Raw genomic sequence first — 13586 nt, 5'->3', positions numbered from 1 at the left:
GGCGACCGGTTCGCGTAGCAGAAAGGCGCAACGGTGCGTGATCTCGTGGACATCGGTATGGGCCGAACGGCCCGCCGCACGTTCGAACTCGATGACATCAGTATCGTCCCGTCCCGTCGGACCAGGTCGTCCAAGGATGTCTCCACCGCGTGGCAGATCGATGCGTACCGTTTCGAGTCCCCGATCCTCAGTCACCCCACCGATGCTCTGGTGTCGCCGGCGGTGGCGGTCGAACTCGGCAAACTCGGTGCGCTCGGTGTGATCAACGGCGAGGGCCTGTGGGCCCGGCATCGCGACGTCGACGCGAAGATCGCCGAGCTCATCGCCGTGGCAACCGAGAATCCCGATCCGATGGCAGCGATTCGTCATCTGCAGCAACTGCATTCGGCACCGTTGGACACCGGGCTGCTGCGTGAGGCGGTGTCCACCGTGCGCGACGCCGGCGTGACCACCGCGGTCCGGGTGAGTCCGCAGCACGCGCCGGAGCTGACGCCCGCGCTGTTGGAGGCCGGGGTTGAGATCTTGGTGGTGCACGGCACGATCATCTCGGCCGAGCATGTCGCGCAGGTGGATTCCGACGGTACGGCCCGAGAACCGTTGAACCTCAAGACCTTCATCGCCGAACTCGACATCCCGGTGATCGCCGGCGGTGTGCACGACCACCGTACGGCTCTGCACCTGATGCGGACCGGCGCGGCCGGCGTGATCGTCGGGTACGGCTCCGCGGCCGGCGCGACCACCACCGGTGAGGTCCTGGGCATCGGTGTCCCGATGGCCACGGCGATCGCCGACGCGGCCGCCGCGCGCCGTGAATATCTCGACGAGACCGGCGGGCGGTACGTGCACGTCATTGCCGACGGCGACATCCACGGTTCCGGGGATCTCGCCAAGGCGATCGCCTGCGGCGCCGACGCGGCGGTCCTCGGCACCCCGCTCGCGGCTGCGGCCGAATCGCCCGGCCTGGGCTGGTATTGGCCGTCGGCGGCGGCGCACCCGGACACGCCGCGTGGCGCCCTGCTGCAGGTCGCGACCGACGACGATCGTCCCAGCCTGGAGTGTGTGCTCACCGGGCCGTCCCAGGATCCGTTCGGCGAGCTGAACCTCGTCGGAGCGCTGCGTCGGTCGATGGCGAAGGCCGGCTACAGCGACCTGAAGGAATTCCAGAAGGTCGGGCTCTCGCTGCATTCCTGATCCCTCGGGACCGACGGGCCCGGAATCAGTCCAGCCCGCGAGCGATGAGGGTGTCGGCGAACCCGTCGGCCGTCCGCAATGCCGCGATGACCACCGGTGCGACCAGAATTCTTGCGCCCGGACGTAATCCGCGGGCCTGCCGGGCCTCGTCGACCTGGCCGACGACGTCCACCATCAGCGGGATCGACCGGATCGCGAGCGCCAGCGCGAGAGCGATGTGATCGGTGCGTACGCCGAAGCGCCGCAACGGACTCAGCCCGGCGACGATGGCGTCGAGGATGGCCGATGTGCGGGTGGTGAGCGAGACGGCCGCGGCCAACGCGACCGAGGCGGCGAGTACCGCGCAGACCAGCAGGGCACGCTGCCAATCGGTGAACACCACCTGGAACACGAACACGAAGGCCAGCACCCAGGTCACCGGCCGCATCTGGCGCCAGGCCTCCCGCGGGCCGATCCCGCCCATCGCGAAGACCACGACGACACCGACCGCGAGGATCCCGATCGCCGGCAGGCTGCGGACGGTGAGGCTGATGGCGAGGATGCCCGCCGCCAGCCCGAGCAGCTTCGGGCCGGTCGGGAGGCGGTGCAACAGTGATCTCCCCGGGCGGTAGACGCCGAGCGCGGTCATGACATCAACGCCCGGTACGCGGCGACCGCGGCCGTCGGCTCGTCGTCGGCGACGACCCGCCCCTCGTCGAGCACGATGACGCGGTCGTAATCGGTCAGCAGATCGAGGTCGTGGGTGAGCACGATCAGTTGCTCGTCGAGGGTCGCGAAGACGTCGCGCAACATCGAGCTGTTGCGAAGGTCGAGAAGGGTGGTCGGCTCGTCGGCCACCAGCACGGCGGGACCGGTCACCAGGACCGACGCGAGCGCGAGGAGTTGTTTCTGTCCGCCGGACAGCAGGTGCGCCGGGTGATCGGCATGGTCGGCCAGCCCGAACTGTGCCAGCACCGCGGTGGCCCTTGCCGATCGTCGTGCTTTGTCCCGCTCGATCCGGGTCAGGGACAGTTCGATGTCCTCCGAGACGGTCGGCATGATGATCTGGCGGTCCGGATCGCTGAAGATGAAACCGACCTCGCGCCGCACCTGACGCTTGTGGCGTGCGGCGTGGATTCCGTTGACGTGCACCGAGCCGCGGTCGGGAACGACGAGCGCATTGATCATCCGCGCCAGGGTGGACTTGCCGCTGCCGTTGGCGCCGATGATGCCGATCCGTCGTTCGGACAGTGCGAGATCGATGTCGGCCAGCACGACGCGATCACCGAAGGAGTGGCCGACGGCCCGGAACTCGATCATCGGCAGGGCCCGATCACCGGGTGAACTCGACCATCATCGGGACCCGGTCACCGTGCGCGACGCAGCCGCAGCGGCGTGATCAACCCCGGGTAGGCGCGGTGGACCTGTGCCGCCACCAGGGCCGTGATGACCGACTTCGCGATGTCGCCGGGGATGTAGGTGCCGTTGGTGGAGATCGCGGCCCACAACGAGAGGTCGGTGCGCACCAAGAGGCCGATGATGCCGCAGGCATAGATCACGACCATCCCGCCGACGATGTTGATCAGGATGCCCCAGACGACCCGGTACCGAGGCATCATCATCGCCGTCGCCACGCCGATGGCGATCACGCCCGGGAGGAATCCGACGAAGAAGCCGGCGGTGGGGGAGGCCAGCGCCACGAGCCCGCTGCGTCCGCCCGCCAGGATCGGCAGGCCGGCGATGGCGAGCACGTCGAAGATGATCACCGCCAACGTCCCCTTGCGCGGGCCGATGATCGCGCCGGCGAGCATCACGCCCAGCGACTGCAGGGTGATCGGCACCCCGGCGGAGCCGATGGTGATGGTGCCGGGGAGACCCAGTGCCGCGATCAGTGCCGCGAAGACGGCGGCCTGCGTCAGGTCGGTCACCGACAGCGAGCACCGCCGCGACGACGAGGTCGTGTCGGTGGTCTGGGACATTCCGACATTATGGCGGGTGGGGGTGTGCGCACGGCTGCCGGGTGCGGTGGTGGGTGCCATTAGACTCGACGGGGTGACAGACACCTCTGCAGACTCATTCTTCGACGGTCCTCGGCCGGTGCTCGTGCTCGACTTCGGCGCGCAGTATGCGCAGCTGATCGCCCGGCGGGTCCGTGAGGCGCGGATCTACTCCGAGGTGATCGCCCACGATGCGCCGCTGGAGGAGATGAAAGCGCGCAATCCCGTCGCGCTCATATTCTCGGGCGGCCCGGCCTCGGTCTACGCCGACGACGCGCCTGCACTCGATCCGGGGGTGTTCGATCTCGGGGTTCCGGTGTTCGGCATCTGCTATGGGTTCCAGGCGATGGCGAGGGAGCTCGGCGGCGAGGTGGCCAACACCGGGGGTCGTGAGTTCGGCCGGACGACGTTGTCGATCACCGGGGAAGGGATCCTGCATCAGGGCCTGACCGAGACCCAGCCCGTGTGGATGAGTCACAACGACGCCGTGCAGGCCGCGCCGGACGGATTCATCGTCACCGGTTCCACGCCCGGTGCGCCGGTCGCCGCGTTCGAATGTGTCGATCGTCGGATGGCGGGGGTGCAATATCACCCGGAGGTGCTGCACACGCCGCACGGCCAGCAGATCCTGACCCGGTTCCTCTACGAGATCGCCGGACTCGAGGCGACCTGGACGGCCGCCAACATCGCCGACCAGCTCATCGACCAGGTCGCCGATCAGATCGGTGACGGCCTCGCGATCTGCGGGCTGTCGGGCGGTGTCGACTCCGCCGTCGCCGCCGCACTCGTGCAGCGGGCCATCGGGGACCGGTTGACCTGCGTGTTCGTCGATCACGGACTTCTGCGGGCCGGCGAGCGTGAGCAGGTGCAGCACGATTTCGTCGGTGCCACCGGCGCGAGACTGGTGACCGTGGACGCTGCCGACACCTTCCTCGGCGAACTCTCCGGAGTCAGCGACCCGGAGGAGAAACGCAAGATCATCGGCCGTGAGTTCATCCGGTCGTTCGAGGGCGCGGTCACCGATGTCCTCGGTGATCGGGCGTCCGACGGCGACAAGGTCGAGTACCTGGTCCAGGGCACCCTGTACCCCGATGTCGTCGAGTCCGGCGGCGGCAGTGGTACGGCCAACATCAAGAGCCATCACAACGTGGGAGGACTACCGGACGATCTCGAGTTCTCCCTGGTGGAGCCGCTGCGGCTGCTCTTCAAGGACGAGGTCCGTGCGGTGGGCCGCGAACTCGGCCTGCCTGAGGAGATCGTCGGCCGTCAGCCGTTCCCCGGCCCGGGTCTGGCCATCCGGATCGTCGGCGAGGTGACGGCCGACCGTCTCGCGATGCTGCGCAAGGCGGACCTGATCGCCCGCGAGGAGCTGACCGCGGCCGGCCTCGACGGCCAGATCTGGCAGTGCCCGGTGGTGCTGCTCGCCGATGTGCGCAGCGTCGGGGTGCAGGGCGACGGCCGCACCTACGGGCATCCGATCGTGCTGCGCCCGGTCTCGAGTGAGGACGCGATGACCGCCGACTGGACGCGCGTGCCCTACGAGGTCCTCGAGGTGATCTCGACGCGGATCACCAACGAGGTTCCCGACGTGAACCGCGTGGTGCTCGACGTCACGAGCAAGCCGCCGGGCACCATCGAGTGGGAGTAGCGGCCGAGCGGGAGTGGTCGCCTGGCGCCGACGGTGATCTGCCGTCACCGTCGTGAGGATCGTGCCCCGGTCAGGATGAGGATCAACCCGATGACCAGGCCCAGCCCGACCGCGAGCCATCCGAGGTCCGCGGCCGACGGCAGGTCCGGTCCGCCGGCGAGGCCCCAGCCCGCCACGAGGAGGGCAGCGATTCCGAGGATCGCGAGTCCCGGTGCGCGATGTCTGGTGTCGCGGCTGGTCGTCTCCGAAGTCATCGAGCCACCTCCACATGTCCGACGTTGGTTCGTGCGTTGAGATTCAGGACGGGGCCGTCGGTGCCGTCGTCGCCACCGGAGAGTCCGTCGGGGCAGGTGAAGTCGCCGACACCGGAGTCACACGTGGCTCGGACGTTCATGTTCTTCGGCACCTGGACCTCGATCTCCCCGACACCGTTGCGCAGGGCGATGGTGCGGTCGGCGGTGAGGTCGACGTCCCGCAGATCGAGCACCATGCGTCCCATGGTGAGCGAATACTCGCCCTTGATGTCGTTCTCGGTGACCGGTGTGTAGATCCGTTCACCCACACCGCCGGACGGGAAGCCGTCGAGATGTCCGACCATCGAGGTCGCCACCACTGCGACGCCGAGGGCGAGCGCGATCGGAACGAGCCCCGAACTGTGTCGACCGGTTGTCCGGCGCCGAAAGCCTGCGCAGATCAGGCCGGCGCCGACCACTGCCAGCGACAGCGACAGGATGCGCGCCGGGGTGAACCAGTCGACGCCGACCTGATGCAGTGCGGCTCCGGTGGCCGCCGTGATGACCGCGAGGCCGATGACGATGAGGGTCAACGGCGATCGCCGATCGGCCGGTTCGGTCAGGGCGCGGTCGGGTGTGGGATCGGGGAGGTCCCAGGCGAATTGCGCGGTACCCAGCGGATCCCAGGCCGGTGGGGTGCGCTGCATGAACTCGGTCGGTGCGGCCTCGGTGGTCCCGGACCCGGGAGACCGGCCGGGGGAGGTGGTGGTGCCCGCCGACATCGCCTGTGCGGTAGGCACATCGGGGTACGGGCCGCCCAGATGGCCGGCTGTCGGGTTCGCCGTCAGAGCCCGGGGAATCCACGGCTGCAACCGATCCGTCGACGCGCCGGCCGCGACGACCTGCTCGGGTTGCAGAGTGTCGACGCTGGTACCGGCCGGTGGTTCGGGAGTCCGCTGATAGAGCAGCCACCATCCGAGGAGCATCAGGGCCGCCCCGAGGAGGCCACCCGAGCTCCAGGACCGACTGGGACCGAATGAGGTCACCACGATGATCGCGAGGACGATGAGCAGGATGAACTGCGGATTGCGGTGCCGCAGATGCCGCGGCCGACGGCCGGCCGTCGAAGCGGCGTGCCGGATCGATCCGAGCTCGTCGCGTGAGCGACTCTCGGCCGGCAGGGCGACCCACGCTGCGATGTACAGGACGAGCCCGCTGCCGCCGAACAGCGTCGCCACCACGAACGCGATCTTCACCAGCGTCGGATCGACCCGGTAGCGCGCCCCGATACCCGCACACACGCCCGCCACCGTGCGATTGTGGTTCGGCCGGATGGGCCTCGTCGCCCACATCCCTTCGAACTGCTTCGTGTCCATGAAATCCATCTTGGCGGCGAGTTCGGCCAGGCACATCGGGGGAAGACCCTGAGAACGTCCCTGATGTGCACGATGACCTCGACGTGCCAGTATCGAGAGGTGAGTAGTGGTGTGCCCGTGCCAGCGTCACCGCCCGCGGCACCCCCGACGCCGCGGCTGGTGCGACGCGACGGCGGCCGGGTCATCGCGGGTGTCGCGGGCGGGATCGCCGACCACCTCGGCATCGATGCGTTCCGCGTGCGTGTGGTCTTCCTGGTGCTCTCCGCGCTCGCGGGAGCAGGAGTGCTCGCCTACGGACTGCTCTGGTTCTTCTGCCCGCCGGGTCAGGACACCGCTCCGCCCGCTCCCGGCGAGCGCCGGCAGGCCTACGGGCTCGCGCTGGTCGGCCTGGTCGCGATGTCGGTGGTGGGCTTCGCCGCGTCCGGCACCCCGGCCGCATATCTGGTGCCTTTCGTCTTCGTGGTGGTCGGTGCGGGCCTGGTCTGGCGCGAGTTCGACACGTCGCGCGCCTCGCCCAGGACCCCGCTGCTCACCTGGACCCGCCTGATCGGTGGCGCGCTACTGGTGATCGGCGGGCTGGTCGTGATCGTGCTCGCCGGGAACCAGAACTTCGGCGGTCTCTCGACGACCCTGCTCGCCGTCGTCGCGACGCTGATCGGTGTCCTGCTGCTCACGGTGCCGCTCTGGATGCGGATGTGGCGGGCACTCAACGAAGAACGCGCTGCGCGGATCCGCAACGCCGAACGCGAGGAGATCGCCTCGCACCTGCACGACTCGGTGTTGCAGACGCTCGCGTTGATCCAGAAGCAGGCGGGCAAGCCGGACGAGGTGGCGCGACTGGCCCGCAGCCAGGAGCGCGAACTGCGCGGCTGGCTGTTCGGTGATCCCGCGCAACGAGCGGGATCGCTGTCGGCGAGCCTGCAGGGAGTCGGCGCCGAGGTGGAGGACGACTACGGCATCGAGGTCGAGGTGATCACCGTCGGCGACCTCCGTCCGGATGACGAGCCGGCCGCCGAGCGTCGTCGATGGTCGGCATTGGTGGCCGCCACCCGGGAGGCCCTGATCAACGCGGCGAAACACTCCGGCGAACGCAAGGTCGATGTCTATGGTGAGGTGACCGACGAGCAGGTCGAGGTGTTCGTCCGTGATCGTGGGGTGGGCTTCGAGCCCGAACATGTCGACGACGACCGCCAGGGCATCGCCCGCTCCATCCGGGCACGTATGGAGCGCGCAGGTGGTGACGTGGCGATCGACTCGGTACCGGAACGCGGCACGAATGTCCGACTGACCATGCCACGGGGGGCGACCGGTGGTGCGGACCGGACAGACAAGACGGACAAGGGAGATGTGGGCGTGGAAACCGTTGTGACGGTGGAACCTTCACGTGAACAGGAAGGGCTTCGATGACCGACACGGGGGTCTGCCGGATCTTTCTCGTCGACGACCACGCGGTGTTCCGGTCGGGTGTGCGTGCCGAATTGGCATCGGAGCCAGGACTGCTGGTGGCCGGCGAGGCCGGCACTGTGGCCGAGGCGGTCGAGGGCATCGTGCGGATACGTCCGGACGTCGTCCTGCTCGACGTCCACATGCCGGCCGGTGGTGGCGTCGCCGTGTTGCGCGGTGTCACCGATGCGATGCCCGCGGATGGCGCGCCGGTCTTCTTGGCGCTCAGTGTGTCCGACGCGGCCGAGGACGTCATCGCGACGATCCGTGCCGGCGCACGGGGCTACGTCACCAAGACGATCGGCGGGAAGGAACTCGCCGACGCCGTGCGGCGCGTCGCCGACGGCGACGCGGTCTTCAGCCCGCGTCTCGCCGGTTTCGTCCTGGACTCGTTCACCGGTCGGTCCACCGCCCCGGAACCACCGCTCGACCCCGAGCTCGACTCGCTCACCAGACGGGAACTCGAGGTGCTCCGTCTGCTCGCCCGCGGGTACACCTATCGGGAGATCGCCGAAGAGCTGTTCATCTCCATCAAGACGGTCGAGACGCATGCCTCGAATGTGCTGCGAAAGACGCAGCAGTCGAACCGGAATGCGCTGACCCGGTGGGCGGCAACCCGGCACATCGGCTGATCCGCGACCGCGTCGATCGTGCGCAGTTCCGTGTCGATCGGGCGCAGATCCGCGTCGACCGTGCGCAGTTTCGCGTCGATCGTGCGCGGTCGTCAGCCGGCGAGCGCGATCAGCAAGATCACCACGATCGCGAGGATCACGAAGAACGCAAGGATCGAGATCGCCAGTGCCGTGGTCGATGTCGAGGCCTTTCCGGCCGGGCCCGGCCGGGTCTCGTCCGGCATCGGCCGGTACCGGCTCTCGGGCCCGAAAGTGGTGTCTGGCAGCTCGGTCGACAGGGTCGGTGCGGGCCCGTGGAGCGTCGACCCGGGTCTCCCGCCGGTCGACGACCCGCTGACCGGCAGGTGTGTACCGGTCGGGTGGGTCCGTGGTGGCCGGGGTGCTCGTTGCGCCCACACCGGGATGCCGCCGTCGGGCTTGGTGAGCGGGCTGGTCAGCGCCTGATGCACCGACCCACGCGGACCGGCGGCCACCTGCGCGAGCAGATCGCGGGACTCGCTCATGGTCGGTCGCTTCGCCGGATTGGGTTCGAGCATGCGCAACAGCACCGGCCGCAGCTCACCCGCCTTTGTCATCGGGTTGATCTGTGCGCGAGCAACCTTGTGCAGCAACACCAGTGAGTTGTCGTCGACCCCGAACGGCGGCTGTCCCTCGACGACGGTGTACACCGTCGCTCCCAGGGAGTAGACGTCAGATGCTTCTCCGGGCTCGGCACCGCGGGCGACCTCGGGCGCGAAATATGCGGGGGTACCGGTGATCACACCCGTCTGGGTGAGGCTGACATCGTCCTTGACGCGGGAGATGCCGAAGTCGGTGATCTTCACGAGGCCTGCGTTGCGCCCGGTCGTCGTGATCAGGATGTTGCCCGGTTTGATGTCGCGGTGGATGATGCCTGCGACATGGGCCTCGATCATCGCATCGGCCACCTGGGCGCCGATCTGGGCGGCCTGTTGGGGCCCCAGAGTTCTTGTGGTGTGCAGGATCTGGGCGACACTGCGAGAGGGGATGTATTCCATCACGAGCCATGGTTCACCACTGTCGAGGGCGACGTCGTGCATGGCGACCGCATTTCGATGGGAGAGCCTTGCCGCGATTCGGCCCTCCCGCATCGCGCGTTTGCGGACATTTTCGGCTGTCTCGTCACTGAGGCCTTCGGTGGAGACCACCTGCTTCACCGCGACGTCACGGGCCAGCAGTTGATCGCGGGCCAACCACACCGTGCCCATGCCGCCGCCGCCGATACGCGACTGCAGACGGTAGCGCCCGGCCACCAGGTACTGCGGCCCTGGCGTGCGGTGGCCCTCGTGGGTGGTGGACATAGGCTGCATGATAGTCGTGCCGGTCGGGGTTGGTGCGGCCGCGCTTGACAGGGTGATCGCACATATGTTCGACTCTGGGTATGCGGTGGTCCGACCAGGGGGTCGAGGTCGACGACGGCGCGCTGCCCGGTCTGGGCAAGGCGGGTCTCGTGCGCTCGGTGCAGACCCCCGAATTCGAAGGCGTCACCTTCCACGAGGTGTTGGCCAAGAGTGCCCTCAATCAGGTTCCGGATGCCGCGAACCTGCCGTTTCGGTTCACGGTCAACACCTTTCGAGGCTGCACCCATGCGTGTCGATACTGTTTCGCGCGGCCGACGCACGAGTATCTGGATCTGGATGCCGGTCAGGACTTCGATAGTCAGGTCGTGGTCAAGCTCAACGTGGCGGCGGTGCTCCGCAAGGAACTGCGGCGCCGGTCATGGAATCGGGAGACGGTGGCGTTGGGGACCAACACCGACCCCTATCAGCGGGCCGAGGGGCGTTATCGGTTGATGCCGGGGGTGATCTCGGCGCTCGCGGAGTCGGCGACCCCGTTCTCGATCCTGACGAAGGGGACATTGCTGCGCCGGGACCTGCCCTTGTTGCGGCAGGCGGCGCGCAAGGTCCCGGTGAGCATTGCGATCTCACTGGCGATGCACGATGCCGAGCTGCAGAAGTCGCTGGAGCCGGGCACCCCGTCGCCGAAGGCGAGGCTGGATCTGATCCGCGCGGTCGCCGATGCGGGCTTCGCCCCGCACGTGATGGTGGCGCCGGTGATCCCGTATCTGAGTGATTCCACCTCGCACCTGGACGACCTGTTGTCGGCGCTCGCCGAAGCAGGTGCGGCCGGGGTGACCGCGTTCCCGATGCATCTGCGTGGCTCCACCAAGCCGTGGTTCATGGAGTGGCTGGCCGAGCATCACCCGGCCCTGGTGCGCCGGTACCGCGGTCTGTACGGGCGGGGTGCCTACGTGACGCCGGAATACTCGGCATGGTTGCGGGACCGGATGCGGCCGCTGGTGCAGCAGTACGGTCTGGCGGGCGCCCAGGGCCTGCGCGGCTCGGCGGCGCCTGCAGAGCCGGTCGCGAGGCCCGAGTTGCAGCAGACGCTCACCCTCTTCTGACCCCACCCCGCTGACCCCGCCCCGCAGCCGCGACGGTTCCCGTCATCCGCGCCCCCTTTTTCCCGTCGCGGATGACGGAAACCGTCGCGGCTGCGGGGCGGGTCTGCGGATGTGCGGGTCTGCGGATGTGCGGGGTGCGGTGTGGTTGGGGTGTGGTGCGGGCCGCGTTGACGGTTGTCGGTGGGTCGTCCTAGGATGAAATCGAATCGAAAACATGTTCGAACAGCATGCATCTTCCCTGCGCGCTGATTGCGGAAAGTCGCAGTTCAGGAGGGTGTATGGGTACGTCTGCGGGTGTTGTCACAGCGGGGGCGGTTGGCCACGATCTGGACCGTCTCCGACGCCAGATCGCGGTGATGTCGGGGCTCCCCGATCACCACTCTGTCGAGGTTGCCGACCGATCGGCCGGGGTGTTGCCGGTGCCGGGGGCGCTGGCGGATCTGCTGCCCCGGCGTGGCCTGGTCCGGGGGAGCGTGGTCACGATCTCCGGTGCCCGGTCGATCCTGTTGTCGGTGATCGCATCGGTGAGCGGGTCGGGTTGCCAGGTGGGGATCGTGGGTCTGCCCCAACTCAACTACGGGGCAGTCGCGGAACTCGGCGGCGATCTGTCGCGGATCGCCACGGTGCCGAATCCGGGGGTCGACCCGATCGAGGTGGCGGGGGTGCTGCTCGACGGGATGGATCTCGTGGTGCTGGGACTGGGTGACGTCGCGGTGCCGCCATCCCGGACACGGGTGGTGATGGGTCGGGTCCGCAAACAGTTGTCGACATTGATCACCGCCGGCGGAACATGGCCGGGGGCGCAGCTCCGTCTGGACGCGGAGGTGGTGACCTACCGGCATCTGCCCGGCAGTCTCGGTTCGATCGATCTCGCCACGGCCCGGGCGGGATATGGCCGGATCGGCGGGATGTCTCTGCAGGTGTCCGTCACCGATCGGGGGCATCAACGGGAGACCGGTGAGATCGATGTGGTGGCAGGAGGTTTCGGTGCCACCGGGCAGGTGGATCTGGTGCCGTCGCCGACGCGTCCGAGTCTTGCGGTGGCCAACTGATGGCGGCGCCGATGACCTCACCGGTCGCCACCGGTGGCCGTGTCCTCGCCCTGTGGTGTCCGGACTGGCCCGCGACGGCCGCGGCGATGGCCGACGACCTCCCGCCACAACATCCGATCGCGGTGCTGCACGCCAACCGGGTGATCGCCTGTTCGGCGCCGGCACGCAGCGTCGGTGTGCGGCGCGGGATGCGCAAACGTCAGGCGCAGTCGGCCTGTCCGGAGATGACCGTCGTCACCACCGACGATCACCGCGACGGCAGGTTCTTCGAGCCGGTGGTCGCAGTGGTGGCCGACCTGGTGCCGGTCGTCGAGGTGCTGCGTCCGGGACTCCTGGTGGTGCCCTCGTCCCATGCCACCCGATATTTCGGTGGTGAGGACGTTCTGGCCGAGAAGCTGATCGATGCGGTGGCCGCATCCGGTGTCGAGGCACATGTGGGGGTGGCCGACGAGTTGTTCACCGCCGTGCTGGCAGCGCGGCACGGCGCTCACGTCGAGCCGGGTGGTGATGCCGTCTATCTGGCCGGCCGGCCGGTTGCCGACCTCGCTGTCGAACCCAGCCTGAGTGATCCGACCAGGACAGAGTTGGTCGATCTGCTCCGCCGCCTGGGGATCTCGACGATCGGTGCCTTTGCCGAGCTGCCGGCCGGCGACGTCGCGACCCGCTTCTCCGCCGATGCCATGACCGCGCACCGACTGGCCAACGCCGTTCCCGGCCGGCCGCCGTCGGGGCAGATCTCCCCGGTCGATCTGGTGATCGAGCATCGCTGCGATCCACCGATCGACCGTGTCGATGCGGCGGCATTCCTCGGCCGTCGGCTGGCCGATGCGCTGGCACGACGGTTGGCTGCGGCATCAGTGGCCTGCACACGACTCACCGTGGAAGCGGTCACCGAACGGGGGCAACGTCATTCCCGGACCTGGAGGTGCGCTCAGCCGCTGACCCCGGAGGCCACCGCGGACCGGATTCGCTGGCAGCTCGAGGGGTGGCTGACCGGTGGCCGGGCCGGTGCGGAGGGTCGGCCGGATGCGCCGATCGATGTGCTGCGGCTCGAACCGGTCGAGGTGGTCGCTGCCGGAGCGCTGCAGTACTCGTTGAACGGCAACGGGTTACCCGAAGATCCGGAGGTCGACGAGCGGGCCCGTCGATCCCTGGTCCGGGTACAGGGGCTGCTCGGTGGTGATGCCGTGCAACTTCCGATCCGGAGTGGCGGACGTGGTCCTGGCGACCGGATCACGATGGTCTCCCTCGGGGACGAACGGGTCCCGGCGCGCAATCCCGATGCCCCGTGGCCGGGTCGGTTGCCGCAACCGACCCCAGCGGTGTTGCTGGACACCCCGATCCAGATGCTCGACCTGACCGGGAGTCCGGTGGAGGTGACCGCCCGGGGGTGTTTCTCCACCGAACCCACCACGATTCGGATGGAACGTCGCGGTCGGGCACGAGGCGGCGCCTGGGAACTGCGCTGGTGGGCCGGTCCCTGGCCCACCGGCATCGACACGGACACGGGTGGGATCACTGCCCGGGCACAGGTCCTGCTCGACGACTCGCGTGCGCTGCTGCTGAGTTATCGGGCGGAGAAGTGGGTGGTCGAGGGGGTCTACGAGTGATCG

General features: G+C 68.5%; 13 protein-coding genes. 7 read left to right on the top strand and 6 right to left on the bottom strand.

The genetic code is table 11. The annotated features are described in order from the left end of the window. The first annotated feature begins 33 nt into the window (after positions 1-33). Positions 34-1191: a GuaB3 family IMP dehydrogenase-related protein gene (locus ACLQ3I_RS12280; protein ID WP_425788242.1), complete on the top strand. Its 1158-nt coding sequence runs from the start codon at positions 34-36 to the stop codon at positions 1189-1191. 25 nt (positions 1192-1216) lie between these two features. Here the strand turns inward: ACLQ3I_RS12280 and ACLQ3I_RS12275 are convergent, their stop codons facing one another. Genes ACLQ3I_RS12275 through ACLQ3I_RS12265 form a run of 3 tightly spaced genes read right to left on the bottom strand, consistent with a single transcriptional unit; the run spans position 1217 to position 3149 of the window. Continuing rightward, positions 1217-1819, bottom strand: a complete 603-nt coding sequence (locus tag ACLQ3I_RS12275; protein ID WP_425802183.1) for an energy-coupling factor transporter transmembrane component T family protein — start codon at positions 1817-1819, stop codon at positions 1217-1219. Then, positions 1816-2490 carry an energy-coupling factor ABC transporter ATP-binding protein gene (locus ACLQ3I_RS12270; RefSeq protein WP_425802180.1) on the bottom strand — a complete coding sequence of 225 codons (675 nt, stop codon included), beginning with the start codon at positions 2488-2490 and terminating at the stop codon, positions 1816-1818. Before ACLQ3I_RS12270 ends, ACLQ3I_RS12275 begins: the two co-directional genes overlap by 4 nt. Before the next feature lie 47 nt (positions 2491-2537). Continuing rightward, positions 2538-3149: a biotin transporter BioY gene (locus ACLQ3I_RS12265; protein ID WP_425802177.1), complete on the bottom strand. Its 612-nt coding sequence runs from the start codon at positions 3147-3149 to the stop codon at positions 2538-2540. 73 nt (positions 3150-3222) lie between these two features. Between ACLQ3I_RS12265 and guaA the strand changes: the two genes are divergently transcribed. Next, positions 3223-4815 (top strand): glutamine-hydrolyzing GMP synthase, encoded by a 1593-nt coding sequence (guaA, locus tag ACLQ3I_RS12260; RefSeq protein ID WP_425788234.1) that lies wholly within the window; start codon positions 3223-3225, stop codon positions 4813-4815. Between the two features lie 44 nt (positions 4816-4859). Here the strand turns inward: guaA and ACLQ3I_RS12255 are convergent, their stop codons facing one another. Both ACLQ3I_RS12255 and ACLQ3I_RS12250 read right to left on the bottom strand, forming a co-directional pair. Further along, positions 4860-5069 (bottom strand): hypothetical protein, encoded by a 210-nt coding sequence (locus ACLQ3I_RS12255; protein ID WP_425788232.1) that lies wholly within the window; start codon positions 5067-5069, stop codon positions 4860-4862. Beyond that, positions 5066-6424 carry a PspC domain-containing protein gene (locus tag ACLQ3I_RS12250; protein WP_425802174.1) on the bottom strand — a complete coding sequence of 453 codons (1359 nt, stop codon included), beginning with the start codon at positions 6422-6424 and terminating at the stop codon, positions 5066-5068. Before ACLQ3I_RS12250 ends, ACLQ3I_RS12255 begins: the two co-directional genes overlap by 4 nt. Before the next feature lie 111 nt (positions 6425-6535). Between ACLQ3I_RS12250 and ACLQ3I_RS12245 the strand changes: the two genes are divergently transcribed. Further along, positions 6536-7831: a PspC domain-containing protein gene (locus ACLQ3I_RS12245; protein WP_425788229.1), complete on the top strand. Its 1296-nt coding sequence runs from the start codon at positions 6536-6538 to the stop codon at positions 7829-7831. Beyond that, complete coding sequence (locus tag ACLQ3I_RS12240) at positions 7828-8499, top strand: LuxR C-terminal-related transcriptional regulator (protein ID WP_425802171.1); 672 nt, start codon at positions 7828-7830, stop codon at positions 8497-8499. The genes ACLQ3I_RS12245 and ACLQ3I_RS12240 overlap by 4 nt, the downstream gene beginning before the upstream one ends. A 92-nt stretch (positions 8500-8591) precedes the next feature. On the opposite strand, the gene ACLQ3I_RS12235 is transcribed toward ACLQ3I_RS12240, so the two are convergent. After that, positions 8592-9818 (bottom strand): protein kinase domain-containing protein, encoded by a 1227-nt coding sequence (locus ACLQ3I_RS12235; protein ID WP_425802168.1) that lies wholly within the window; start codon positions 9816-9818, stop codon positions 8592-8594. Between the two features lie 80 nt (positions 9819-9898). Here ACLQ3I_RS12235 and ACLQ3I_RS12230 point away from each other — a divergent pair, with 80 nt between their 5' ends. The 3 genes from ACLQ3I_RS12230 to ACLQ3I_RS12220 all read left to right on the top strand — a co-directional run bounded on the left by ACLQ3I_RS12230 (position 9899) and on the right by ACLQ3I_RS12220 (position 13583). Next, positions 9899-10921, top strand: a complete 1023-nt coding sequence (locus ACLQ3I_RS12230; protein ID WP_425802166.1) for an Rv2578c family radical SAM protein — start codon at positions 9899-9901, stop codon at positions 10919-10921. Between the two features lie 278 nt (positions 10922-11199). Next, positions 11200-11973 (top strand): hypothetical protein, encoded by a 774-nt coding sequence (locus ACLQ3I_RS12225; protein WP_425802163.1) that lies wholly within the window; start codon positions 11200-11202, stop codon positions 11971-11973. 11 nt (positions 11974-11984) lie between these two features. Beyond that, entirely contained in the window at positions 11985-13583 is a 1599-nt protein-coding gene (locus tag ACLQ3I_RS12220) for a DNA polymerase Y family protein (RefSeq protein ID WP_425802161.1), read from the top strand. The last annotated feature ends 3 nt before the right edge of the window (positions 13584-13586 follow it).

The organism is Gordonia sp. DT101 (genome assembly GCF_049844895.1).
GTDB lineage: Bacteria > Actinomycetota > Actinomycetes > Mycobacteriales > Mycobacteriaceae > Gordonia.
The sequence above is the reverse complement of the archived record's forward strand: the minus strand, read 5'-3'. Positions and strand labels throughout refer to the sequence as shown.

Bases quoted from the DNA above. Each gene is read 5' to 3' on its own strand.
- ACLQ3I_RS12275 (WP_425802183.1), bottom strand. From the start codon at position 1,819: ATGACCGCGCTCGGCGTCTACCGCCCGGGGAGATCACTGTTGCACCGC.
- ACLQ3I_RS12270 (WP_425802180.1), bottom strand. From the start codon at position 2,490: ATGATCGAGTTCCGGGCCGTCGGCCACTCCTTCGGTGATCGCGTCGTG.
- ACLQ3I_RS12265 (WP_425802177.1), bottom strand. From the start codon at position 3,149: ATGTCCCAGACCACCGACACGACCTCGTCGTCGCGGCGGTGCTCGCTG.
- ACLQ3I_RS12255 (WP_425788232.1), bottom strand. From the start codon at position 5,069: ATGACTTCGGAGACGACCAGCCGCGACACCAGACATCGCGCACCGGGA.
- ACLQ3I_RS12250 (WP_425802174.1), bottom strand. From the start codon at position 6,424: ATGGACACGAAGCAGTTCGAAGGGATGTGGGCGACGAGGCCCATCCGG.
- ACLQ3I_RS12240 (WP_425802171.1), top strand. From the start codon at position 7,828: ATGACCGACACGGGGGTCTGCCGGATCTTTCTCGTCGACGACCACGCG.
- ACLQ3I_RS12235 (WP_425802168.1), bottom strand. From the start codon at position 9,818: ATGTCCACCACCCACGAGGGCCACCGCACGCCAGGGCCGCAGTACCTG.
- ACLQ3I_RS12230 (WP_425802166.1), top strand. From the start codon at position 9,899: ATGCGGTGGTCCGACCAGGGGGTCGAGGTCGACGACGGCGCGCTGCCC.
- ACLQ3I_RS12225 (WP_425802163.1), top strand. From the start codon at position 11,200: ATGGGTACGTCTGCGGGTGTTGTCACAGCGGGGGCGGTTGGCCACGAT.
- ACLQ3I_RS12220 (WP_425802161.1), top strand. From the start codon at position 11,985: ATGACCTCACCGGTCGCCACCGGTGGCCGTGTCCTCGCCCTGTGGTGT.